This window comes from Streptomyces rhizosphaerihabitans (assembly GCF_025399795.1).
Classification (GTDB): domain Bacteria; phylum Actinomycetota; class Actinomycetes; order Streptomycetales; family Streptomycetaceae; genus Streptomyces; species Streptomyces rhizosphaerihabitans.
Map to the genome: position 1 here is coordinate 1 of NZ_JAODTZ010000073.1, position 22,351 is coordinate 22,351.

Here is a 22,351-nt window from a genome sequence, read left to right on the forward strand (position 1 = left end):
CGCCCCCGAAGCGCTCGCGGCACAGGTCGTCGCCGTCCTGGGCGAGGGCGCCGACGACCAACTGCGCGAGGACCCCTGGCAGTTGCTGCGGGTCCCCGGAGTGCGGCCCGAGCAGGCCGACGGGTTCGCCCGGGTGCTGCTCGGCGCGGAGTGCGGCCCGGACGACGAGCGTCGTGGCATGGCGCTGACCGTGTGGCTGCTGGAGCAGGCGGCCGTCGCCGGACACACCGCGCTGGATGCCCCGGCCCTCACCGCCGCCCTCTCCCAGCGCTCGGTCCCGGACCCGGACGCGGCCGTACAGAGCGCTCTCGCGGAGGGCGAGGCCCTGGTCTTCCAGGACGCGCTGGACACGGCTCCCCAGGCCCCGGCTCCCCAGGACGACGAGGAGGAGCCCCAGGAACGCCCGGTGCGGATCCTGATCGGCCTGGAGCGGTACGCGCTGGCCGAGGAGAGCCTCGCCGACGGACTCGCCCGGGTGATGAACTCGGTACCGAAGGAGGACGGTTCGGCCGCCGACTGGGAGCGGGCCGCTGCCGCGGCCCCCCGCTCCGCCGGGGAGCTGATCCGCGCGGTCGCCGCTCACGGCCTGGTGCTGCACACCGGCGGCGACGCCTCCCGGGCCGAGGCGGCGGCGCTGCTGCACGCGGCGCGTGCGCTCGGCCTGCGCGGCTGGGCCGCCACGCACACCTCGGGTGGCCGCGACGACTTCGCGGCCGGACCGGCCCGGCAGGAGTCCGCGGACGGCTCCGCGGACAGTCCCGGGGACGGCACGGCGACCGGCGTCGCCACTGTCGCCGGGCTCCTCTCCGGCACCGAGGGACCGGGCCGGGACACGGACGGGGCTCTGGACCTGGACGTCCTGGTCGTCCTCGACGCCCCGCAGCTCGACGTCGAGACGGCGGCGATGATCGCCGAGTCGCTGCCGGACGGGGCGCGCCTCGTGCTGAGCGGTGATCCGGGGATGCTCTGGTCGGCGGGCCCCGGCCGGGTCTTCGCGGACCTGCTCGCCGCCCGCGCCTGCCCGCAGGTGGCCTCGCGGACCCCTGACCCCGGGCCCATCGGCGAGCTGGTCTCCGGGGTCGGCATCGGCGAGCTCAACCAGGTCGAGGCACCCGGCAAGGAGGTCGTGATCGTCCCGGTGCGCGACGCCGGCGAGGCGGTGCACCGGACGGTTCAGCTGGTCGCGGACTCGGTGCCCCGCGCGATCGGCATCCCGGCCGAGCAGACGCAGGTGATCACCCCGGGGCACGGCGGCGCCGTCGGCACCCGCGCGCTGAACACCGCGCTCAAGGAGCGGCTGAACCCCGGTCCGGGCCGTTTCGGCGGCTTCGACCCCGGCGACCGGATCGTCTACTCCCCCGCGCCGGGTCGTACGCTGCCGGGCCAGGTGGTGAAGGCCGACGCCGAGGGGCTGCACCTGGAGTGCTCGGGCGCCTCCGTCGTCGTACCGAAGGAGCGGGTGGAGCAGGCTGTGCGGCACGGCTGGGCGCTCACCGCGCACCAGGCGGTGGGCCTGCGCTGGCCCGCAGCGGTGGTGGTGCTTCCCGGCGACGCCGCGGCGGCCCTGACCCGGCCGTGGGTCTACACGGCCTTCGGGCGGGCCGAGCGGCACCTCTCCGTCGTGCACGGCGTGGAGCAGGCGCTGCCGCACGCGGTGGCGGAGGTTCCGCAGAAGCCGCGCACCACGCGCCTGCAGGCTCTGCTGAAGGCGCAGACGCCGACTGCGGGCTGACCGGTGCGGGTCTGTGCGGTCACCGGGCCCGTACCGCTACCGGGCCGTGCGACTGCCGGGCTGTGCGGTCGCACGGCTCACGCAGTCGCCGGACTGAGCGGTCGCCGTGCCGGAGCATGCGGGTGGCGGCCACCGTATTCCGGTGGCCGCCACCCGTGTACGTCCTCGGTGCCGAGCCGGCCTCAGCGATCCGCGTCCAGCGGGTCCAGGGGGTCGATCTCCCTGTCGGAACCGAGGTCGTCGTCCAGGTCGTCGTCCGACTCGTCGTCGAACACCGCGCTGACGTCGAAGCGGCAGACGACACGCTGCGGGTCGATCGACTCGAAGGGTGCCTCCAGCCATTCACCGGGCTCGGCCGGTTCGTCCGCGGCAGTCACCCAGAGTGTGGAGTCACCCTCCTCCAGCCCGAATTCCTTGTGCCGGGTGGCGATCTCGTCCGGCTCGAACTCTCCGAACAGGACCCCGAGCGCACCGTGAACGGTGCCGGCCGCCGCGTCGAAGCCCTCGGTGGCGGTGGCGCCGTCCTCCTCGACCGCCTCCACCCGCTGGGCCTGCGCCAGCAGTCGCTGCGGCTCCACCACCGCGTAGTCCCGGCGGATCACCACGCTCAGCGCGTTCGGCTCCTCTGGTCCGGTGTACGGAGGCAGCGTGTCGTCACTGCCGGGGATCTCGAAGGGCGTGACCTCGTCATAGCGGTCGTAGAGGAGCTCGTCATACTCCTCGGCCGCCGCGGCGAGCTCGTTGAACGCCTCGTAGACGGCCGGGTCGTCATCGCCCGTCCTGCGCTCGACCGCGGCCAGGTGGCGGTCGAGTGCGGTCTTGACCGCCTCGGCGGCGGCACGTACCTCGGCAGCGGTGGGCTGCACAGCATCAGACATAGAGCAGACGCTATCCGTACAGGGCCTCTGCCCGCACAATAGATGCGATGCCGGAATACGAATTTGTCGACGTGTACGTACCTCGCGGGGTCTCCCGCAAGGAGACGACACGTCTGCTGACGGACCATGCAGAGTACGGACACTGGGAGTTGGACCGCCTGAGCCTGCTCCGCGACGGCAGCCGCAGAGTGCGGTTGCGCCGACGGATCATTCGCCAGGTACGCGCCACGTGGTGACGGAAGACCGCTGAACCGGTGCGGGCCCGCCATCGCGGGCCCGCACCGTCGCTCACGTCACCGGAAAGGCCGTGGCGCCTCGGTCGCACAACCGTGCCGCGCAGTGATCACTCCTGCGCCGCGCCGTACCGGGTCACGCCTGCGCCTTCACTCCCTGGCGTGATCACCGCATTCACTCCTCGGTGTGATCACCGCATTCACTCCTCGGTGTGATCACCGCATTCACTCCTCGGTGTGATCACCGCACCATGACTGCGCTACGCCGCCGAGCGCGCCCGGCGGTAGAGCACGGCGCCGGCCAGCAGCGCGGCGGCTCCCGCCGGTACGACCGCGCCGAGCGGAAGCTCACTGCCCGTATGGGCGAGCTGGGCCGCGCCGTCCGGGGCGCCCTGCGCGACGGAAGCCGACCCCACGTGCCCGACCTGCGAGGCCCCACCGCGGTGCTTGCCGCCGCCCGAGGGAGACGTGCCCGGCTGACCCTGGGTGCCCGGGTGGCCCGGCCGACCGGGGGTTCCGGGCTGACCCGGGTGCCCGGGGGTTCCGGGGTGCCCCGGCTCACCGGGCATTCCAGGATGCCCGGGGTGGCCCGGCTGACCGGGATGGCCGGGGTGCCCGGGATGACCCGGGTGCTCGGAGTGACCCGGCTGACATGGCTGGTCGGGGTGGCCCGGTTGACCCGGGTGCCGCGGCTTTCCGGGTGGGGGTGTCTGGTGGCCGCCGGGCCGGGGCGTGGAGTGGTGACCGGTGGACGCTCCGTTCGCGCAGCTGTCGCCCGCCGCCGCGTTGCCGACCCCCACGACGTTCACGCTGTTGCCGCAGGCATTGACCGGGACGTCGACCGGCACCTGTACGTGGTTGCCGGAGCCCACCCCCGGCGAGCGGCCGGTGTGGCCGTCGGCCGATGAACCGCCGCCCGAGCGGGTCCCCCGGCCGGCGTGGCCGCCGTAGCCGCCGTGACCGTCGGGCGTACCGCCTCGGCCGCCGTGGTTGACGCAGGTGTTGCCCATCGCCGGGTTGAGCAACCCGACGACGCTCACGGTGTTTCCGCAGACGTTGACCGGCACGTGCACCGGCGCCTGCACCGTGTTGCCCGACAGCACGCCGGGAGAGCCCGACGCGGAGCCGATCGCGCCCGAGTCGGCGTGCGCGGAGACGCCGGTGACCGCGAGCACACCACTGGCCGCCGCCACGGTCATCAGGCCTTTGCGGGTGACCTGTCGCATAGCTGAATCCCTGCCTTCAGTCCTTGGGACGTGGACCATCAGTCCTTGGGACGTGGACCATCCGGAACACGCGCACACTCATGGGACGTGTGCGCGGAATGCCGGTCGGCCCCGGAGCGCATGGCGCGCACTCCGGGGCCGACGAGCTCAGACCTTCACGAAGTGACCCTCATGAGGTGGCCCATGGGGTGCCCCTCATGGGATGAGGCACAACGTCAGTGGTTGACGCAGGTGTTGCCGAAGGCGGGGTTCAGCAGCCCGATCACGGAGATCGTGTTGCCGCAAACGTTCACCGGGACGTGAACAGGCACCTGAATGACATTGCCGGAGACGACGCCCGGGGACTGCACAGCGGCACCCTGGGCGCCCGAGTCGGCGACGGCCAGGCCCGCACCCGCGAGAACCAGACCACCAGTGGCAGCCGCGGCGGCGACGATCTTCTTGATCATTATTCCTCCTTGTAGGCAAATGCGATCCCAAGCAGCGGATCGCAACACCTGTAACGAGGAGGGAGTAGTAGGGCTATGGGCTTATGGTCACATTCACCCGTCCCGGGCGGCCTCCGCACGTGAGGACGAATGTCGGCGTCAACACCCCGCAACCCGTCGGCGGCAGGTCAGGACAATCCGTCGGCGGTGCGTCGCGATACCCCGTCGGCGGTGCGCCGGGACATCCCCTCGACGGCGCCTCACGACGCGTCGATGAAACGGTCCAGTACGCGCACGCCGAACTGCAGCGCGTCCACCGGGACCCGCTCGTCGACGCCGTGGAACATGCCCGCGAAGTCCAGCTCCGGAGGCAGCTTCAGCGGGGCGAAACCGAAGCAGCGGATGCCGAGGTCGGCGAAGGACTTGGCGTCGGTGCCGGCCGAGAGCATGTACGGCACGGCACGCGCGATCGGGTCCTCGGCCACGAGCGCGGTCTGCATGGCGTCGACGAGGGCACCGTCGAAGCCGGTCTCCAGCGCCTTGTCCGCGTGCACGTCCTCGCGCTTCACCCGGGGACCGAGAATCCGGTCGAGGTCGGCGAGGAACTCCTCCTCGTAGCCCGGCAGATAACGGCCGTCGACATGTGCGGTGGCCTGCCCCGGAATGACGTTGACCTTGTAACCGGCGCCCAGCTGGGTCGGGTTGGCGGTGTTCTGCAGGGAGGCGCCGATGAGCTTGGCGATGCCGCCGAGCCTGGCGAGCGTCTCGTCCATGTTCTCCGGGTCGAGCTCGGTGCCGAGCGCGTCACCGAGCTCGTCGAGGAAGTGCCGCAGGGTCTTCGTCACGCGCACCGGGAACTTGTGCCGGCCGAGCCGCCCGACGGCCTCGGACAGCTCGGTGATCGCGTTGTCCTTGTGGATCATCGAACCGTGTCCGGCGGTGCCGTCAACGGTCAGCTTCATCCAGTGCATGCCCTTCTGCGCGGTCTCGACGAGGTACAGCCGCAGCTTCTCGTTGACCGTGAAGGAGAATCCGCCGACCTCGCCGATCGCCTCCGTGACACCCTCGAAGAGGTCCGGGTGCTTGTCGACCAGATGCCGGGCGCCGAACGTGCCGCCCGCCTCCTCGTCGGCGAGGAAGGCGAGGACGATGTCACGCGGAGGCTTGCGGCCGGTGCGCATCCGCTCCCGTACGACCGCCAGCGTCATGGCGTCCATGTCCTTCATGTCGACCGCGCCGCGGCCCCACACCATCCCGTCGGCGATCTCGCCGGAGAAGGGGTGATGGGTCCAGTCCACCGCGTTGGCCGGTACGACATCGGTGTGACCGTGGATGAGCAGCGCGGGCCGCGAGGGATCCTCGCCCTCGATGCGGGCCACCGTGGAGGCGCGCCCCTTGTGGGACTCGAAGACGCGCGGCTCCAGTCCGACCTCGGCGAGCTTCTCGGCGACGTACTCCGCGGCCTTGCGCTCACCCGGGCCCGAGTGGTCCCCGTAGTTGCTGGTGTCGATCCGGATCAGCTCACGACAGAGGTCCACGACCTCGTCCTCGCCCGTGACGTTCCTGGTCGTGCCGCTCTCGCTCACGCTGCTTCCTCCCGCTGTCGCCGCTGGTGGTCCCCCTCATCCTCTCTCCGACCCCCTCTCCTCCCCAAGGCAGGACCCGGCCCGTCACACGCCGTTCACGCGGCGGCGGGGGTGTGATCGGGGGCCCTCGAAAGCCTGGTAATGTTTCCTCTGTCGCCGCGAGGGAAACCCGCGCGACAGACACCTTGTCCGGGTGGCGGAATGGCAGACGCGCTAGCTTGAGGTGCTAGTGCCCTTTATCGGGCGTGGGGGTTCAAGTCCCCCCTCGGACACCAGCTGGGACGTTCACGAGATCATCCCCCATGCGTTCACGCATTACCGGTCGAGTCTATGACTCGACCGGTTTTTCGTCGTTCCCGAGCACGGGCCGGACCGGGAGCCGCTTCGGCGACGCGGCCGCGGAGGGCTTCTGGGCCGTGCCCAAAAGTGACATCCCGGTCGGCTCCGGCGTGCCCGTGATGCCGGTGCCGTCCGCGACCTCGCCACGGCCCGGGTTCCTGCGAATCTCGGTTCGGTTCGCTTCGGGCCGGGTCGCTCCGAGGGCGGGCCGGGGGCGCGCCGTGTCCGTCGCCGGGTCCATGTGCGGACGGCTCCTCGCCTGCCGCGGTACCGGCCCGACCGGACCAGCCCGGGCCCGCCCTGAGCCGCGCCCGTCGCGCAGGTCACTGATACTGGGAAAATGGGCAAACTCGGGCGATACGTCCCAGCGAGCCGACGGGGCGATCGCGTGCCACCGAAGGCCGGGCCGCCGGAAGGCGGCCCGCAGTCCCGTCATCATTCGGCCGGCCGACGTGTGCTGTTCCTGCGGAAGCCGCGCAGCGTCGCCGGTCAGGTCTTTCTGCTGCAACTGGTGGTCGTCCTGGTGCTCATCGTCACGGCCGTGGTGGTGCTCGTGATCCAGGACCGCAACCGCGCGATCCAGGAAGCCGCCGACCGGTCACTGGTGGCGGCCGAGTCGTTCGCGAACGCCCCGGGCACCGCGGAGGCGATGAAGAGCGACGACCCGACGGCGGCACTGCAGCCACATGCCGAGGCGGTACGCAAGAAGACCGGCGTCGACTACGTCGTGGCGCTGAGCCCCTACGGCTTCCGGTGGACCCACCCGGACCCGGACCAGATCGGGAAGCACGTCTCCACCTCCTACGGCCAGGCACTCGAAGGCGAGCCCCACCAGACCACGTTCGACAGCAGTCTGGGGAAGGCGGTCGACTCGACCGTGGCCGTCTTCGACGAGAAGGGGACCGCGGTCGGCCTCGTCACCGTGGGGGTCACGGTGGACAAGGTGACCAGTGTGGTGCAGAACCAACTGCCGGTGATCTTCGCCGCCGGCGGTGCCGCGCTGCTGCTGGCCGCGGGTGGGTCGGCACTGGTCAGCGGGCGTCTGCGGCGCCAGACCCAGGGCCTGGGGCCGGTGGAGATGACCCGCATGTACGAGCACCACGACGCGGTGCTGCACGCGGTCCGTGAAGGCGTGATCATTCTGGACGGTGACGGAAGGCTGCTGCTGGTCAACGACGAGGCGCGCCGGCTGCTCGCACTGCCGCCGGAGGCCGAGGGCAGGCCGGTCACCGGACTCGGGCTGAACCCGGCCCTGGCCGGACTGCTGGGATCGGGCCGCACGGCCACGGACAAGGTCTTCCTGGCCGGGGACATCCTGCTCGCGGTCAGCGTGCGGCCGGTGGGCCTGCAGGGGGGCAGCGTGGCCACCCTGCGGGACACCACGGAGCTGCGTGCCCTCGCGGGCCGGGCGGACGTGGCCGGCGGGCGCCTGCAGCTGCTCTACGAGGCCAGCATGCGGATCGGTACCACGCTCGACATGAAGCGCACCGCCGAGGAGCTGACCGAGGTGGCGGTTCCGCGCTTCGCAGACTTCGCCACCGTCGAGCTGGTGGAGCCCGTGCTGCAAGGTGGTGAGCCGACGGGGGCGCGTACGGAAATGCGCCGTATCGCAGCCGCGGGTATCCGGGAGGACGCGCCCCTTCACCCTGTCGGGACGCTTGTGCATTACGTGCCCGGCAACCCGGTGGCCATCGGTATGACCACCGGTCGGCCGGTCCTGGTGGCGGACCTCGCCACGGCCGACGGATGGCGGGCCCAGGACCCGGAGCGGGCCCGGAAGGTCATCGAATTCGGTATCCGCTCCATGATCTCGGTGCCGCTCCAGGCCCGAGGCCAATTGCTGGGGGTCGTGGAGTTCTGGCGTTCGGAGCAGGACCCCTTCGAGCCGGACGACCTGTCCCCCGCCGAGGAACTGGCCGGCCGGGCGGCCGTGTGCATCGACAACGCGCGCCGATACACCCGCGAGCACACCACCGCCGTCACCCTCCAGCGCAGCCTGCTGCCCGGCACGCTCCCCGAGCTGTCCGCCCTGGAGGTCGGGCACCGGTACCTGCCCGCCCAGGCGGGGGTGGGCGGCGACTGGTACGACGTCATCGCGCTGCCGGGGGCCCGGGTGGCCCTGGTGGTCGGCGACGTCGTCGGACACGGTCTGCACGCCGCCGCGACGATGGGTCGTCTGAGGACCGCGGTGCACAACTTCGCCGCCCTGGACCTGCCTCCGGACGAGCTTCTCGCACACCTGGACGACCTGATCACCCGGATCGACCAGGACGCGGCAGCCGAGGGCAACACCGAGGCCGTCACCGGTGCCACCTGCCTGTACGCGGTCTACGATCCGGTCTCCGGGCGGTGTGTTCTCGCCCGGGCCGGTCATCCCGGTCCGGCGCTGGTCTCGCCCGACGGCTCCGTGACCTTCCCCGACATCCCCGTCGCCCCGCCACTCGGCGTGGGAGGAGGTCTGCCGGTCGAGACGGCCGAACTCCGGCTGGCCGCCGACAGCCGACTCGTCCTCTACACCGACGGCCTGGTCGAGGCGCGCGGCCGTGACATCGACATCGGGCTCGGCATGCTGAAGGAGGCGCTTGCCGATACGGACGGCGCCACCCCGGACGACACCTGCCGGGCGGTGCTCGACGCGATGCTGCACACCAGGTCGAGCGACGATGTCGCCCTGCTCGTCGCACGCACCCGGCTGCTCGACCCGGAGCAGGTCGGGGAGTGGGAGGTCCCCGCCGACCCCGCGGCCGTCCCCCGGATCCGCGCCGAGGCCACCCGCAGGCTGGAATCCTGGGGGCTCGGCGAGGCCGCCTTCACGACCGAGCTGATCGTCAGCGAACTGGTGACGAACGCCATCCGGTACGGAGGGAGCCCCATCAGTCTGCGGCTGCTGCGCGACAGCGACAGCCTGATCTGCGAGGTCGCCGACGGCACCAGCACCTCCCCGCACCTGCGCCGCGCAACCTTCACCGACGAGGGGGGCCGTGGTCTGTTTCTCGTCGCGCAGATGTCCCGCCGCTGGGGGACCCGGTACACCGACCGAGGCAAGATCATCTGGGCTGAGCAGGCGCTCGACGCCGGAGCCGCCGGGGACCTGAGCGGTCTCCTGATGGCCGACCTGTGAAGCGGGACGGAAACCGGACCGCCGCCCCGGGGTGTGCGCCGGCCCCGAGCGCTCAGGAGCCGTTGTCGACCGTGAAGTACGGGATCTTGGCCGGGTCCTGGCCGAAAGCGGCCCCGAGATAGACGGCCGACAGTTTGGTGAGCGTTCCGTCGTCGATCAGCTGCCTGATGATCCGGTCCAGCTCGTCCTTGTTGGGTGACCCCTTCGGGTACAGGGCGCCGTAACCCTGGTCGGTCCTGTACTGGCCCACGAGGCGCACCCTGCCCTCCCGCTTCTGGGGATACGCCAGCAGAATCGTCGTGTCGTGGACGACCGCGTCGATCCGTCCCTCCTCCAGCGCCGTGACCATGTCCGGGTCGTTGGGGAAGGCGGTGACGGGCTTGGTCGGCTTGAGGCGCTTCTTGACGAACTCCTCGCCCGTGGTGCCCTCGGCCACTCCGATGCGGACGTCACGGATGTTGTCTCCGTTGATCTTCTCACCGTCCCTGATCAGCACTCCCAGGGTCGAGGAGAGATAGGGCGGGGAGAACTCGGCGACCTTGCTCCGTTCCGGGGTGATCGTGATCTGCGCCAGGGCCAGGTCGAAGTCCTTGGTCCGGCCGGACACGACCTGCGGGAAAGGGGCGTTCTCCACCTTCACCCGGTCGAGTCCGGACCGGTAGGCGATGTTGGCGGCCATGCAGTACTCGTAGCCGCTCTTGATGGAGTCCGGTGTGTCGCCGCCGTTCCACCAGCCGGGCGCGGGCAGGGTCGTTTTGACCGTGAGGGCGCCCGCCGTCCGGGGTGACAGGTGAAACTCCCCGTAATGTCCCGAGACCGGGCATTCGCCGTAGTGGGCTTTCGACGACGCCGACCCGCCCTGGTCACAAGCCGATGTCGCGACGATGAGCGCCACGCTGACAGCCAGAGAGACGATCGCTGCCGCGGCGCGCATCATTGCACCTCCGGTAGGGGCATACTCCTTGAGTCACCATAAATCACCCCGAACCATACGACTGCCGGAGCCACGTGGGAGAACTCCGGGGCGCGGGTCGGATCACCCGTCTTCCGGCGGTGTCGCAGCGACCGGCCGAAAGCGCGAGCCATTCCCCGGCCGCGCCGTGTCCGGCCATGCCGCACACCGGTGAGATCAGCCGGGCAGCCGCCGGAACAGGTCATGGTCACGGAGCGGGTCGCACGCCCTCACGTTGCCCGGTCGAGCCGTGAGGCGCAGGCAGGGTGTCGCGGGGCATCCGGAAATTCTCCGAAACATTCGAAGAGTCGATGGATGCCCTTGATCTCGGTCGGTTGACATCAGGTGACCATCCCATCCAGATCAGATCGAACATGGCATCTCATCAGGCAAGACGTCAACCTCGGCGCGGCCGGTTCCGGACGAATGTTTCGGATTCAGCGTCGAAAGTATTGACAGTTGACAGGGCCAGATCAACACTGTTCGCGATTCACAGAGCACTGGTCCGGCCGTGTAGCGCGACACCGACGCGCGGTCGCCGTCACTCCTGTTCCGCGACCCTCGCGAAAAGTCCCCGCACAGCCCTCGCACGGTCGTGTCACGTCGCCCGGCCCCCACCGACCCCACAAGGACGAGGAGGAAACACGCACATGATCGACGCACCCGCACACCCGTCGAGCCGCAGCAGCGGTCGTTCAGGGGCGTTCCGTCACTTCAGGCTGCTCATCAGCGGCGTCTGCACCATGCTGCTGGTCGCCGTGGCCGCGATGACCCTGCCCGGCACCGCCCGGGCCGACACGGTCGTCAGCTCGAACCAGACCGGCACCAACAACGGGTACTACTACTCGTTCTGGACCGACAGCGGCGGAACGGTGTCCATGAACCTGGGCTCCGGCGGCAACTACAGCACGTCATGGAACAACACCGGGAACTTCGTCGCCGGCAAGGGCTGGGCCAACGGCGGACGCAGGAGTGTGACCTACTCCGGCACCTTCAACCCGTCCGGCAACGGCTATCTGTCCCTCTACGGATGGACGTCGAACCCGCTCGTGGAGTACTACATCGTCGACAACTGGGGCACCTACCGGCCCATGGGCACGTTCATGGGCACCGTCACCAGTGACGGTGGCACGTACGACATCTACAAGACGACGCGGACCAACGCCCCCTCCGTCGAGGGCACCCGCACCTTCGACCAGTACTGGAGTGTCCGGCAGTCGAAGAGGACGGGTGGAACCATCACCACGGGCAACCACTTCGACGCCTGGGCCCGCGCCGGAATGAACCTCGGCAGCTTCAACTACTACATGATCCTCGCCACCGAGGGATACCAGAGCAGCGGCAACTCCAACATCACGCTGGGCGACACCGGATCAGGCGGTGGATCAGGCGGTGGCGGCACCGGCGGGTGCGCCGCGGCCCTGTCCGCCGGCCAGCAGTGGAGCGACCGGTACAACCTCAACGTCGCGGTGACCGGCTCCAGCAACTGGACCGTGACGATGAACGTGCCGTCCCCCGCGAAGGTCCTCTCCACCTGGAACATCAGCGCGAGCTATCCGAGCGCCCAGGTCCTCACCGCCAAACCCAACGGCAGCGGCAACAACTTCGGCGTCACCATCCAGTCCAACGGCAACTGGACCTGGCCGACGGTCTCCTGCAGCACGAGCTGACCCCGCACCCCCGAGACTGGAGGACCACTTCGCATGAGATCACTTCGCGCGAGATTCGGACCGGCCCGCTCGTTACGCTCGCTGGTCACGGGGCTGGCCGTCGTCGCGGCGGCCGCCGCGAGCCCCCTCGCCCTCGACGCGGGACCGGCTCGGGCCGTCACCTGCAGCGGGTATGTCGGACTCACCTTCGACGACGGCCCGTCCAGCACCACGCCGACCCTGCTCAACGCCCTCAAGCAGAACGGCCTGCGGGCCACGATGTTCAACGAGGGCCAGTACGCCGCGTCCAACCCCGCCCAGGTACGGGCCCAGGTGGACGCCGGCATGTGGGTGGGCAACCACAGTTACACCCACCCGCATCTGACCCAGCAGAGCCAGGCGCAGATCGACTCGGAGATCTCCCGGACCCAGCAGGCCATCGCCGCCGCCGGCGGCGGCACGCCGAAACTGTTCCGTCCGCCGTACGGAGAGACCAACTCGACGCTCAAGGCGGTCGAGGCCAAGTACGGCCTGACCGAGATCATCTGGGACGTCGACTCGCAGGACTGGAACGGCGCGAGCACCGACGCGATCGTCCAGGCCGCAGGCCGGCTCACCAACGGCCAGGTCATCCTCATGCACGACTGGCCGGCCAACACGATCGCCGCGATCCCGCGCATCGCGCAGGGACTGGCCTCCCGTGGCCTGTGCGCCGGGATGATCTCTCCGCAGACCGGCCGCGCCGTGGCCCCCGACGGGGGCGGCACGGGTGGTGGCGGTGGCGCGTGCACCGCGACGCTCTCCGCCGGGCAGCAGTGGAGCGACCGGTACAACCTCAACGTCGCGGTCACCGGCTCCGACAACTGGACCGTGACGATGAACGTCCCCGCTCCCGAGAAGATCATCGCGACCTGGAACATCAGCGCGAGCTATCCGAGCGCCCAGGTCCTCACCGCCAAACCCAACGGCAGCGGCAACAACTTCGGCGTCACCATCCAGACCAACGGCACCTGGACCTGGCCGACGGTCTCCTGCAGCGCGAGCTGACCCGGCGAGGACGCACCGAGGAACAGCGCACCGGTGGCGCGGCGGTCCGTGGCCGCCGCGCCACATCCGCCGCACCCGCACGCGAGGGCCCCGATCATCGGATCGGGGCCCTCGCTCGGCGTGTTCGTGTTGTCACGGAAAGATGTGGGGCAGATCTCGTCACGCTGACATATCCCCACGTCACAGCACCGGAACCAAGGATGGGGCGGCCCCTGGAGGAGGCCTCGCATCGCTGATTACCAGGTCCGAGGCTAGCGTCGTACTAAAATTGCAGGCTTGTTCGGAGCTGGACCGGAATATCCCCAGGCGTACCTGCGGGCCCACCGGCTCTCCGGAGTCTCCGGAGTCTCCGGGAACAACACGTGAGGACCCGATGGCAGCCCTCCAGCAAGGCCCCGCACTCGCGTTGTCCGACGACGAGGTGCGTGCGGAGTTCGGTGACCAGGCGCGCTTCTCCGCCGCCTCGGCTGCCTCGCCGCGCACGCTCGTCGACATCCTCGATGCCTCCGTACGGGCGTACCCCGACGAGCCCGCTCTCGACGACGGCCGGCGCGCCCTCACCTACCGGGCCCTGGCCGCCGAGGTCGAGGCCGTGCGCCGGCGGCTCGCGGAGGCCGGGGTGGGGCTCGGCGACCGGGTCGGCGTTCGGGTCCCGTCCGGCACGAACGACCTGTACGTGGCGATCCTCGGCATCCTCGCGGCCGGGGCCGCCTATGTTCCGGTGGACGCCGAGGACCCCGACGAGCGGGCCGAGCTGGTCTTCGGCGAGGCCGAGGTGCGCGCGGTCATCGGCGCCGGGCACGAGCTGACCGTGGGCGGCCGCTCCGAGGTTCCCGCCGGGCGGCCCGGCGTCGAGCACGACGCGTGGATCATCTTCACCTCGGGTTCCACCGGTAAGCCCAAGGGCGTGGCCGTGAGCCACCGCAGCGCCGCGGCCTTCGTCGACGCGGAGGCGGACCTCTTCCTGGCCGAGGAGCCGATCGGCCCCGGTGACCGGGTCATGGCGGGCCTGTCCGTGGCCTTCGACGCCTCCTGCGAGGAGATGTGGCTGGCCTGGCGCTACGGGGCCTGTCTGGTGCCCGTACCGCGCTCCCAGGTGCGCAGCGGCGCCGACCTCGGCCCCTGGCTGGTCGAGCAGGAGATCACCGTCGTCTCCACCGTGCCCACCCTCGCCGCGCTGTGGGAGCCCGAAGCCCTCAACGAGGTCCGGCTGCTGATCTTCGGTGGCGAGGCCTGCCCGCCCGAGCTGACGCAGCGGCTGGTGACCGAGGGCCGGGAGGTCTGGAACACGTACGGGCCGACCGAGGCGACGGTCGTGGCCTGTGCCTCGCTGCTGACCGGCGACGAGCCCATCCGGATCGGGCTGCCGCTGAACGGCTGGGAGCTGGCGGTCGTCGACGAGGCGGGCGAGCTGGTGCCGATGGGCGGCAGCGGCCAGCTGGTGATCGGCGGGGTCGGGCTCGCCCGCTACCTCGACGCCGAGAAGGACGCCGAGAAGTACGCGCCGCTCGCGTCACTGGGCTGGGAGCGGGCATACCGCAGCGGTGACCTGGTCAAGGCCGAACCAGAGGGGCTGATCTTCCTGGGGCGGGCCGACGAGCAGATCAAGCTCGGCGGACGCCGGATCGAGCTCGGCGAGGTGGACGCGGCGCTCCAGGCGCTGCCCGGTGTCGCGGGCGCCGCCGCGGCCGTGCGGACCGCGCGCGGCGGCAATCAGCTCCTCGTCGGCTATGTCGTCACCCAGGACGGCTGGGACCGGGCGGCCGCCGTCGAGAAGCTCCGCGCCGAACTGCCCGCCGCGCTGGTGCCGCTGATCGCGCCGGTCGAGGACCTGCCGACCCGGACGTCCGGCAAGGTCGACCGGGGCGCGCTGCCCTGGCCGCTGGAGGGCCTGGAGACCGCCGGTGCCAAGGAGCAGCTGTACGGCACCGAGGCCTGGCTCGCCGAGCAGTGGAGCGAGGTGCTGGGCATCCCCGTCGGCGCCTCCGCCGACGACTTCTTCGCGATCGGCGGCAGCAGTCTCGCGGCCGCGCAGCTCACCACGAAACTGCGTGCCCGCTACCCGAACGCCGCCGTCCTCGACATCTATCAGCAGCCCGTGTTGCGCAAGCTGGCCCGGCACCTGGAGAAGTCCGGCCAGGACGACGGCGCCGAGCGGATCGTCGCGCCGGTCCCGCTGCGCGCCAAGCTGGTCCAGCTGCTCGTCCTGATCCCGCTGTTCAGCCTGCTCGGGCTGCGCTGGACGGTGGCGCTGGCCGCGCTCGGCAACGTACTGCACTGGTTCGGTCCGTATCCGTGGGCGCCGGGCACCTCGTGGTGGCTGGTGGGCGCCGGTGCGCTCGTCCTCTACAGCCCGCCGGGACGGCTCGCCGTCGCCGCGGGCGGTGCGCGGCTGCTGCTGCGCGGGGTGAAGCCCGGCCGCCACCCCCGCGGCGGGAGCGTCCATCTGCGGCTCTGGACCGCCGAGCGGCTCGCCGCGTTCAGCGGCGCGACCTCGCTGACCGGGTCCTGGCTGGAGCGGTACGGCCGTGCGCTGGGCGCCAGGATCGGCCCGGACGTGGATCTGCACTCGCTGCCGCCGGTGACCGGCATGCTCAAGCTGGGCCGGGGTGCCGCCGTCGAGTCCGAGGTGGACCTGTCGGGGTACTGGCTGGACGGTGACCGGCTGGAGATCGGCACCGTGAAGGTGGGCGCCGGTGCCGTTGTCGGAACGCGCAGCATCCTCTTCCCGGGGGCCCGGGTCGGCAAGCGCGCCGAGGTGGCCCCGGGTTCCGCCGTGGTGGGGCAGATTCCGACCGGGCAGCGCTGGGCCGGCGCGCCCGCGGGCAAGCTCGGCAAGGCGAAGCGCGCGTGGCCCAAGGACCGGCCGCAGCGCGGCACGTACTGGCGGGTGATGTACGGCGCGACCGGGTTCGCGCTGAGCGCGCTGCCGGTGCTGGCCGCCGTCGCCGCACTGCTGGTGGCCCGGGTGTTCGTGAACGCGGACGCCGGGCTCGGTGCGGCGCTGCGCGGTGCCGGGATCGCCCTGGTGCCGGCGACGCTCGCGTTCGGTCTCGCGTACGCGCTGCTGCTCCTGGTCTCCGTACGGCTGCTGAGCCTCGGGCTGCACGAGGGCACGCATCCCACGCACAGCCGGATCGGCTGGCAGGCCTGGACGGTCACCCAGCTGATGGACCGCTCCCGGGAGACGCTGTTCCCGCTGTACGCCGGACTGATCACGCCGGTGTGGCTGCGGCTGCTCGGCATGCGGATCGGCCGGGGCGCCGAGGTGTCGACCGTGCTCGCGCTGCCGAGTCTGACGACGGTCGGCGAGGGCGCGTTCCTCGCCGACGACACCCTGACCGCGCCGTACGAGCTCGGTGGCGGCTGGATGCGGATCGGGCGGGCCGAGATCGGCCGCCGGGCGTTCCTCGGCAACTCCGGGATGACCGCTCCGGGCCGCAGCGTGCCGGACGGCGGTCTGGTCGGTGTGCTGTCGGCGACGCCGAAGAAGGCGAAGAAGGGCAGCTCGTATCTGGGGCTGCCGCCGATGAAGCTGCCGCGTGCGGCGCAGGGCGGCGACCAGAGCCGTACCTACGACCCCCCGGCCCGGCTGCTGTGGGCCCGCGGTCTGGTGGAGCTGTGCCGGCTGGTGCCGGTGTTCTGCTCGGCGGCGCTGGCCGTGCTGACGGTCGCCGCGCTGTGCGCGCTGGGGCCGTGGGCGTGGGCGTTCTCGGGGGCGGTGCTGCTCGCCGTGGGTGTACTCGGGTGCCTCGTCTCCATCGTGGCGAAGTGGCTGCTGGTGGGCCGGCACCGCGCCGGTGAGCACCCGCTGTGGAGCGGTTTCGTGTGGCGCAACGAGCTGGCCGACACCTTCGTCGAGGTCGTCGCCGTACCGTGGCTGGCGGGATCCGTGCCCGGTACGCCGCTGATGACCGCGTGGCTGCGGGGGCTCGGCGCCAGGATCGGCAGGGGCGCGTGGATCGAGAGCTACTGGCTGCCCGAGACGGACCTCGTGACGCTCGGGGACGCGACCACGGTCAACCGGGGCTGTGTCCTGCAGACCCACCTCTTCCACGACCGGATCTTGCGGACGGATACTGTGGTCCTCCGTGAGGGCGCCACCCTGGGTCCGGGCGGAATCGTCCTGCCCGGCAGCACTGTCGGGGCCCGTTCCACGCTGGGTCCCGCGTCGCTGGTGATGGCGGCGGAGTCCGTTCCCGACGACACCCGCTGGCTGGGCAATCCGATCGAGGCCTGGCGTTCGTAGCAGACTTGACCTGATCGGACACGAAGGGCGGTACAGCGGCACGTCGAGCACAGGGCAGGGAGCAGTCGCAGCAGTGAGCGTTCAGCAGACAGCGGGACCGGACCCCTATTTCCCGGCCAACGGAGATTCCCGTTACCGGGTGCACCGGTACGAGCTGGCGCTGGACTACCGCCCCGGCCCGAACCGGCTCTCCGGCACCGCGCGGATCAACGCCATAGCGGGCCGTTCCCCGCTGACCGAGTTCCAGCTGAACCTGGCCGATTTCCGGATCGGCCGGGTCCGTGTCGACGGCAAGGCGCCGCACTACACGCACCGGGGCGGCAGGCTGCGGGTCCGTCCGCCGAAGCCGATACGGTCCGGCGCCGCCTTCACCGTCGAGGTGCACTGGTCGGGCAACCCCAAGCCGGTCAACAGCCCCTGGGGCGGGCTCGGCTGGGAGGAGCTGGAGGACGGGGCGCTGGTGGCGAGCCAGCCGGTCGGCTCGCCGTCCTGGTACCCGTGCAACGACCGGCCGGCCGACAAGGCCGCGTACCAGATCTCGATCACCACGCCCTCCGCGTACGCGGTGGTGGCGGGCGGGCGTCTGCTGACGCGGACGACGAAGGCGTCGACGACCACCTGGGTGTACGAGCAGTCGGCGCCGACCTCCAGCTATCTGGTGGGCCTGTCGATCGGCAAGTACCAGACGGTGCTGCTCGGCGACCCGGGCCTCGGGGGCGTACCGCAGTCCGGGCATCTGCCCGCGCAGCTGCTCCCTGAGTTCTCCCGGGACTTCGCGCGGCAGCCCGCGATGATGGAGCTGTTCGAGGGCCTCTTCGGGCCGTATCCCTTCGGCGAGTACGCGGTGGTGGTGACCGAGGAGGAGCTCGACGTCCCGGTCGAGGCGCAGGGTCTTTCGCTGTTCGGCGCCAACCATCTGGACGGGTCGCGGGGTTCGGAGCGGCTGATCGCGCACGAGCTGGCGCACCAGTGGTTCGGCAACAGCGTGACGATCGCGGACTGGCGGCACATCTGGCTGAACGAGGGGCTCGCGAAGTACGCCGAGTGGCTGTGGTCGGAGCGCTCCGGCGGCCGCCCGGCGCGTCAGCTGGCCGCCGGAGCGCACCGGAAGCTGTCCACGCTGCCGCAGGACCTGCTGCTGTCCGACCCGGGCCGCAAACTTATGTTCGACGACCGGCTCTACGAGCGCGGCGGGCTCACCGTGCACGCGATCCGCTGCGCGATGGGCGACGAGGCCTTCTTCCGCATGCTGCGCGGCTGGGCGACCCTGCACCGGGGCGGCGCGGTCACCACGGCCGTCTTCACCTCGCACGTCTCGCGCTACGCGGCCGAGCCCCTGGACGAGCTCTTCACGGCGTGGCTGTACGAGACGGCGCTGCCGCCACTGCCGACGCAGCCGGCACCGGCACCGGCACCGGCCCAGCAGATGCCGGCCCGGCCCACCTATCCGCCCACGAACGCGGACTCGGCGCGGGTCCGGGGAGAATGACGCGATGACCAGCCGTTCATGCCCTTGCGGGCTCGCCGAGCCGTACGCGCGCTGCTGCGGGCGCTTCCATCGCGGCGAGGCCGCGGCACCGAGTGCCGAGTCGCTCATGCGGTCGCGGTACTGCGCCTTCGTGAAGGAGGACGAGGGGTACCTGCTGCGGACCTGGCATCCGCGGACGCGGCCGGCCCGGGTGGAGTTCGACCCCGGGATGCGGTGGACCGGCCTGGAGATCCTCGATACGGGTCAGGGCTCGGCGTTCCACAGCACGGGGACCGTGACCTTCCGGGCCTCCTACCGGGGCGGCTCGCTGCACGAGCGGAGCCGGTTCGAGCGGGTGGACGGGGCCTGGGTGTACGCGGACGGGGAGTTCCTCGACTGACCGTCGGGGCGCACTGACCGTCGGGGTGCACTGACCGTCAGGGTGCCAGGACGTCCAGTTCCTGGAGCGCGCCGACCGTGATCTCGCGGGTGAGCCGCTCGGCGCGGGGTGCGTCGCCCTCGCGGACGGCCGCGGCGACCTTGACGTGCAGGGTGACGGCGGCGGGGTCGGGGTCCTCGAACATGACGTCGTGATGGGTCCGGCCGGACAGGACCTCCGCGACGACGTCACCCAGGCGGGCGAACATCTCGTTGCCCGACGCGTTGAGGATCACCCGGTGGAAGGCGACGTCGTGTACGAGGTACGCCTCCAGCTGCTGCCCGCGTGAGGTGGAGACCATGCCGAGCGCGCACTCGGTGAGCTCCGCGCACTGCTCGGCCGTGGCGTGCCGGGCGGCCAGCCCCGCGGCGACGGGTTCGATGGCCGAGCGCAACACGGTGAGCGAACGCAGCTGGTGGGGACGGTCGGCGCCGGCCAGCCGCCAGCGGATGACCTGAGGGTCGTAGACGTTCCACTCGGACTTGGGGCGGACCGTCACGCCGACACGGCGGCGGGACTCGACCAGATACATGGACTCGAGCACCCGGACCGCCTCGCGCATCACGGAACGGGACACCTCGAAGCGCTGCGCGAGTTCGTCGGTGCGCAGAACGCTCCCCGGCGGGTAGTCGCCCGCCGTGATCGCCGGCCCGAGGGATTCCAGTACGTGTCCGTGCAGTCCCCGGCCCCGTGTGGTCATGGAGCCAGCGTACGAGGCCGACGCCACGAACAAAAAGTCAGACTTATATGTCACACACTCTTGAATTAGTCGTACCTAATACGTTTCAGTGGCGTCGACATCAGATGTCGACGAAGACAGCGAGAGCGCGATGCAGCACAGTCCCACCCCCCATGTCGTCGTGGTCATGGGCGTCGCAGGTACCGGGAAGACCACCATCGGCCCGCTGCTCGCGGCCCGGCTCGGCGTTCCGTACGCCGAGGGCGACGACTTCCACCCGCAGGCCAACATCGCCAAGATGACGGCCGGGACACCGCTGACCGACGAGGACCGCCGACCGTGGCTGGACGCCATCGGGCGCTGGGCGCACGACCGGGCCGGGCTCGGTGGTGTGGTCAGCAGTTCGGCGCTGAAGCGCGGTTACCGCGACCGGCTGCGGACGGCGGCGCCCGGGGTCGTCTTCGTCCATCTCACCGGTGACCGCGAGCTCATCGAGGACCGGATGTCGCACCGCGAGGGGCACTTCATGCCCACGGCACTCCTGGACTCGCAGTTCGCCACGCTCCAGCCGCTGGCCGCGGACGAGGCGGGGGTCCAGGTGGATGTGTCCGGCGACCCCGCCGAGATCACCGAGCGGGCCGTGGCAGCGCTCGACGGCCTCGCACCGCCCGAGCAGTAGCCCCCTCACGGTGGCGCCGCCGTCCCCACGCGGTGTCGCCCGTCCTCCGCCGCACCGGCCCGTGCCGCGGCGGTGGCTTCCCCACCCGTGCCTTCCGTCGGGAAGGCGCTTTCTCGCGCACCACCTTCCCCGCGTCCGTTTCTCAAGCAAGGGAACAACCGTGACCAGACTCAGTGTCGAGACGCTGGCAGCGGACACCGTCGAACCGATCACCTCGGCGGGCCACGCTCAACTGGGCATAGCCGTGCTGGCGGGCATCGCCGTCATCGTCCTGCTCATCACCAGGTTCAAGCTGCACGCCTTCCTGGCCCTGACCATCGGCTCACTGGCCCTCGGTGCGTTCGCCGGTGCCCCGCTCGACAAGGTCATCGTCAGCTTCACCACGGGACTCGGCTCGACCGTGGCCGGCGTGGGTGTGCTGATCGCCCTCGGCGCGATCCTCGGCAGACTGCTCGCCGACTCGGGCGGCGCCGACCAGATCGTCGACACGATCCTCGCCAAGGCGGGCGGGCGCGCCATGCCGTGGGCGATGGTGCTGATCGCCTCGGTGATCGGTCTGCCGCTGTTCTTCGAGGTCGGCATCGTGCTGCTGATCCCGGTGGTCCTGATGGTCGCCAAGCGCGGCAACTACTCGCTGATGCGCATCGGCATCCCGGCGCTCGCAGGCCTGTCGGTGATGCACGGTCTGATTCCGCCGCACCCCGGCCCGCTGGTCGCGATCGACGCGGTCAAGGCGAACCTCGGCATCACCCTCGCCCTCGGTGTCCTGATCGCCATCCCGACGGTGATCATCGCCGGTCCGGTGTTCTCGCGGTACGCGGCCCGCTGGGTGGACGTCCAGGCCCCCGACCGCATGGTCCCGCAGCGTGCCTCGGAGGACCTGGAGAAGCGCCCGAGCTTCGGCGCGACCCTCGCCACCATGCTGCTGCCGGTGGTGCTGATGCTGGCCAAGGCGTTGGTGGACATCGTCGTCGACGACCCGGCGAACATGACACAGCGCGTCTTCGACGTCGCCGGAGCGCCGCTGATCGCCCTGCTCGCGGCCGTGATCGTGGGCATGTTCACCCTGGGCCGGGCAGCCGGCTTCACCAAGGACCGCATCTCGACGACCGTCGAGAAGTCCCTCGCGCCCATCGCCGGCATCCTGCTCATCGTCGGTGCGGGCGGCGGCTTCAAGCAGACGCTGATCGACTCCGGTGTGGGCCGGATGATCCTGGAGATCTCCAAGGACTGGTCGATCCCCGCGCTGCTGCTGGCCTGGCTGATCGCGGTGGCGATCCGTCTCGCGACCGGCTCGGCGACCGTCGCCACCATCTCGGCGGCCGGTCTGGTCGCGCCCCTCGCGGCCGACATGTCGACCACCCACACCTCCCTGCTCGTTCTCGCGATCGGTGCGGGCTCGCTCTTCTTCAGCCACGTCAACGACGCCGGCTTCTGGCTGGTGAAGGAGTACTTCGGTCTGAGCGTCGGCGAGACCGTCAAGACCTGGTCCGTCATGGAGACGATCATCTCGGTGGTGGCCGGAGGACTGGTGCTGCTGCTGTCCCTGGTCATCTAGGGCGGTCGTCCAGGGCGGTCATCGAGCGCCGGTCCGGCCGCGTCCAGGGCCTGTCCGGCCGTGATCGGGCTGTGGGGAGAGCCGAGTT

General features: G+C 70.9%; 16 protein-coding genes and 1 tRNA gene. 11 read left to right on the forward strand and 6 right to left on the reverse strand.

The window, feature by feature from the left end; translation table 11 throughout:
* Positions 1-1,732 (forward strand): helix-hairpin-helix domain-containing protein (locus N4G66_RS40815; RefSeq protein WP_261709371.1); only part of this gene is annotated, 1,732 nt, incomplete at its 5' end.
* A gap of 182 nt (positions 1,733-1,914) precedes the next feature.
* Here N4G66_RS40815 and N4G66_RS40820 read toward each other — a convergent pair.
* A complete protein-coding gene (locus tag N4G66_RS40820) occupies positions 1,915-2,610 on the reverse strand; it encodes a hypothetical protein (RefSeq protein ID WP_261709372.1) in 696 nt (231 codons plus the stop codon).
* 47 nt (positions 2,611-2,657) lie between these two features.
* On the opposite strand from N4G66_RS40820, the gene N4G66_RS40825 reads away from it, so the two are divergent.
* Positions 2,658-2,846 carry a DUF5703 family protein gene (locus N4G66_RS40825; protein ID WP_081223519.1) on the forward strand — a complete coding sequence of 63 codons (189 nt, stop codon included), beginning with the start codon at positions 2,658-2,660 and terminating at the stop codon, positions 2,844-2,846.
* Between the two features lie 257 nt (positions 2,847-3,103).
* Here N4G66_RS40825 and N4G66_RS40830 read toward each other — a convergent pair whose 3' ends face one another.
* The 3 genes from N4G66_RS40830 to N4G66_RS40840 all read right to left on the reverse strand — a co-directional run bounded on the left by N4G66_RS40830 (position 3,104) and on the right by N4G66_RS40840 (position 6,083).
* Positions 3,104-4,069: a chaplin gene (locus tag N4G66_RS40830; RefSeq protein WP_261709373.1), complete on the reverse strand. Its 966-nt coding sequence runs from the start codon at positions 4,067-4,069 to the stop codon at positions 3,104-3,106.
* A 215-nt stretch (positions 4,070-4,284) separates the two neighbouring features.
* Entirely contained in the window at positions 4,285-4,518 is a 234-nt protein-coding gene (chpH, locus tag N4G66_RS40835; protein ID WP_261709374.1) for a chaplin ChpH, read from the reverse strand.
* A gap of 239 nt (positions 4,519-4,757) precedes the next feature.
* Positions 4,758-6,083 (reverse strand): M20/M25/M40 family metallo-hydrolase, encoded by a 1,326-nt coding sequence (locus N4G66_RS40840; protein ID WP_261709375.1) that lies wholly within the window; start codon positions 6,081-6,083, stop codon positions 4,758-4,760.
* 187 nt (positions 6,084-6,270) lie between these two features.
* Between N4G66_RS40840 and N4G66_RS40845 the strand changes: the two genes are divergently transcribed.
* Both N4G66_RS40845 and N4G66_RS40850 read left to right on the forward strand, forming a co-directional pair.
* Positions 6,271-6,358: transfer RNA gene (locus tag N4G66_RS40845), tRNA-Leu, on the forward strand.
* 404 nt (positions 6,359-6,762) lie between these two features.
* Positions 6,763-9,543: a SpoIIE family protein phosphatase gene (locus tag N4G66_RS40850; RefSeq protein WP_261709376.1), complete on the forward strand. Its 2,781-nt coding sequence runs from the start codon at positions 6,763-6,765 to the stop codon at positions 9,541-9,543.
* Between the two features lie 52 nt (positions 9,544-9,595).
* Here N4G66_RS40850 and N4G66_RS40855 read toward each other — a convergent pair whose 3' ends face one another.
* The gene (locus tag N4G66_RS40855) at positions 9,596-10,477 is read right to left on the reverse strand and encodes an ABC transporter substrate-binding protein (RefSeq protein ID WP_261709377.1); all 882 of its coding nucleotides are present in this window, start codon (positions 10,475-10,477) and stop codon (positions 9,596-9,598) included.
* A 761-nt stretch (positions 10,478-11,238) separates the two neighbouring features.
* Between N4G66_RS40855 and N4G66_RS40860 the strand changes: the two genes are divergently transcribed.
* From N4G66_RS40860 to N4G66_RS40880, 5 genes are all read left to right on the forward strand, one after another.
* Positions 11,239-12,165 (forward strand): glycoside hydrolase family 11 protein, encoded by a 927-nt coding sequence (locus N4G66_RS40860; protein ID WP_261709395.1) that lies wholly within the window; start codon positions 11,239-11,241, stop codon positions 12,163-12,165.
* A gap of 33 nt (positions 12,166-12,198) precedes the next feature.
* Entirely contained in the window at positions 12,199-13,191 is a 993-nt protein-coding gene (locus tag N4G66_RS40865; protein WP_261709378.1) for a polysaccharide deacetylase family protein, read from the forward strand.
* Positions 13,192-13,564: 373 nt separating this feature from the next.
* On the forward strand, positions 13,565-17,440 hold the full coding sequence (locus tag N4G66_RS40870) for a Pls/PosA family non-ribosomal peptide synthetase (RefSeq protein ID WP_261709379.1): 3,876 nt from the start codon (positions 13,565-13,567) through the stop codon (positions 17,438-17,440).
* A gap of 73 nt (positions 17,441-17,513) precedes the next feature.
* Positions 17,514-18,929, forward strand: coding sequence for a M1 family metallopeptidase (locus tag N4G66_RS40875; RefSeq protein ID WP_261709380.1), 1,416 nt, complete (start codon positions 17,514-17,516; stop codon positions 18,927-18,929).
* Positions 18,930-18,933: 4 nt separating this feature from the next.
* Positions 18,934-19,308: a YchJ family protein gene (locus N4G66_RS40880; RefSeq protein ID WP_261709381.1), complete on the forward strand. Its 375-nt coding sequence runs from the start codon at positions 18,934-18,936 to the stop codon at positions 19,306-19,308.
* A gap of 37 nt (positions 19,309-19,345) precedes the next feature.
* On the opposite strand, the gene N4G66_RS40885 is transcribed toward N4G66_RS40880, so the two are convergent.
* Positions 19,346-20,047 (reverse strand): FadR/GntR family transcriptional regulator, encoded by a 702-nt coding sequence (locus tag N4G66_RS40885; RefSeq protein WP_261709382.1) that lies wholly within the window; start codon positions 20,045-20,047, stop codon positions 19,346-19,348.
* Between the two features lie 130 nt (positions 20,048-20,177).
* Between N4G66_RS40885 and N4G66_RS40890 the strand changes: the two genes are divergently transcribed.
* Complete coding sequence (locus N4G66_RS40890; protein WP_261709396.1) at positions 20,178-20,705, forward strand: gluconokinase; 528 nt, start codon at positions 20,178-20,180, stop codon at positions 20,703-20,705.
* 160 nt (positions 20,706-20,865) lie between these two features.
* Positions 20,866-22,263 (forward strand): GntP family permease, encoded by a 1,398-nt coding sequence (locus tag N4G66_RS40895; RefSeq protein ID WP_261709383.1) that lies wholly within the window; start codon positions 20,866-20,868, stop codon positions 22,261-22,263.
* The last annotated feature ends 88 nt before the right edge of the window (positions 22,264-22,351 follow it).

What these genes read in the sequence shown, in the direction of transcription:
- chpH (WP_261709374.1), bottom strand. Translation starts at nt 4,518, where the DNA reads ATGATCAAGAAGATCGTCGCCGCCGCGGCTGCCACTGGTGGTCTGGTT.
- N4G66_RS40870 (WP_261709379.1), top strand. Translation starts at nt 13,565, where the DNA reads ATGGCAGCCCTCCAGCAAGGCCCCGCACTCGCGTTGTCCGACGACGAG.
- N4G66_RS40825 (WP_081223519.1), top strand. Translation starts at nt 2,658, where the DNA reads ATGCCGGAATACGAATTTGTCGACGTGTACGTACCTCGCGGGGTCTCC.
- N4G66_RS40855 (WP_261709377.1), bottom strand. Translation starts at nt 10,477, where the DNA reads ATGCGCGCCGCGGCAGCGATCGTCTCTCTGGCTGTCAGCGTGGCGCTC.
- N4G66_RS40860 (WP_261709395.1), top strand. Translation starts at nt 11,239, where the DNA reads ATGCTGCTGGTCGCCGTGGCCGCGATGACCCTGCCCGGCACCGCCCGG.
- N4G66_RS40885 (WP_261709382.1), bottom strand. Translation starts at nt 20,047, where the DNA reads ATGACCACACGGGGCCGGGGACTGCACGGACACGTACTGGAATCCCTC.
- N4G66_RS40830 (WP_261709373.1), bottom strand. Translation starts at nt 4,069, where the DNA reads ATGCGACAGGTCACCCGCAAAGGCCTGATGACCGTGGCGGCGGCCAGT.
- N4G66_RS40865 (WP_261709378.1), top strand. Translation starts at nt 12,199, where the DNA reads ATGAGATCACTTCGCGCGAGATTCGGACCGGCCCGCTCGTTACGCTCG.
- N4G66_RS40880 (WP_261709381.1), top strand. Translation starts at nt 18,934, where the DNA reads ATGACCAGCCGTTCATGCCCTTGCGGGCTCGCCGAGCCGTACGCGCGC.
- N4G66_RS40820 (WP_261709372.1), bottom strand. Translation starts at nt 2,610, where the DNA reads ATGTCTGATGCTGTGCAGCCCACCGCTGCCGAGGTACGTGCCGCCGCC.
- N4G66_RS40850 (WP_261709376.1), top strand. Translation starts at nt 6,763, where the DNA reads ATGGGCAAACTCGGGCGATACGTCCCAGCGAGCCGACGGGGCGATCGC.
- N4G66_RS40890 (WP_261709396.1), top strand. Translation starts at nt 20,178, where the DNA reads ATGCAGCACAGTCCCACCCCCCATGTCGTCGTGGTCATGGGCGTCGCA.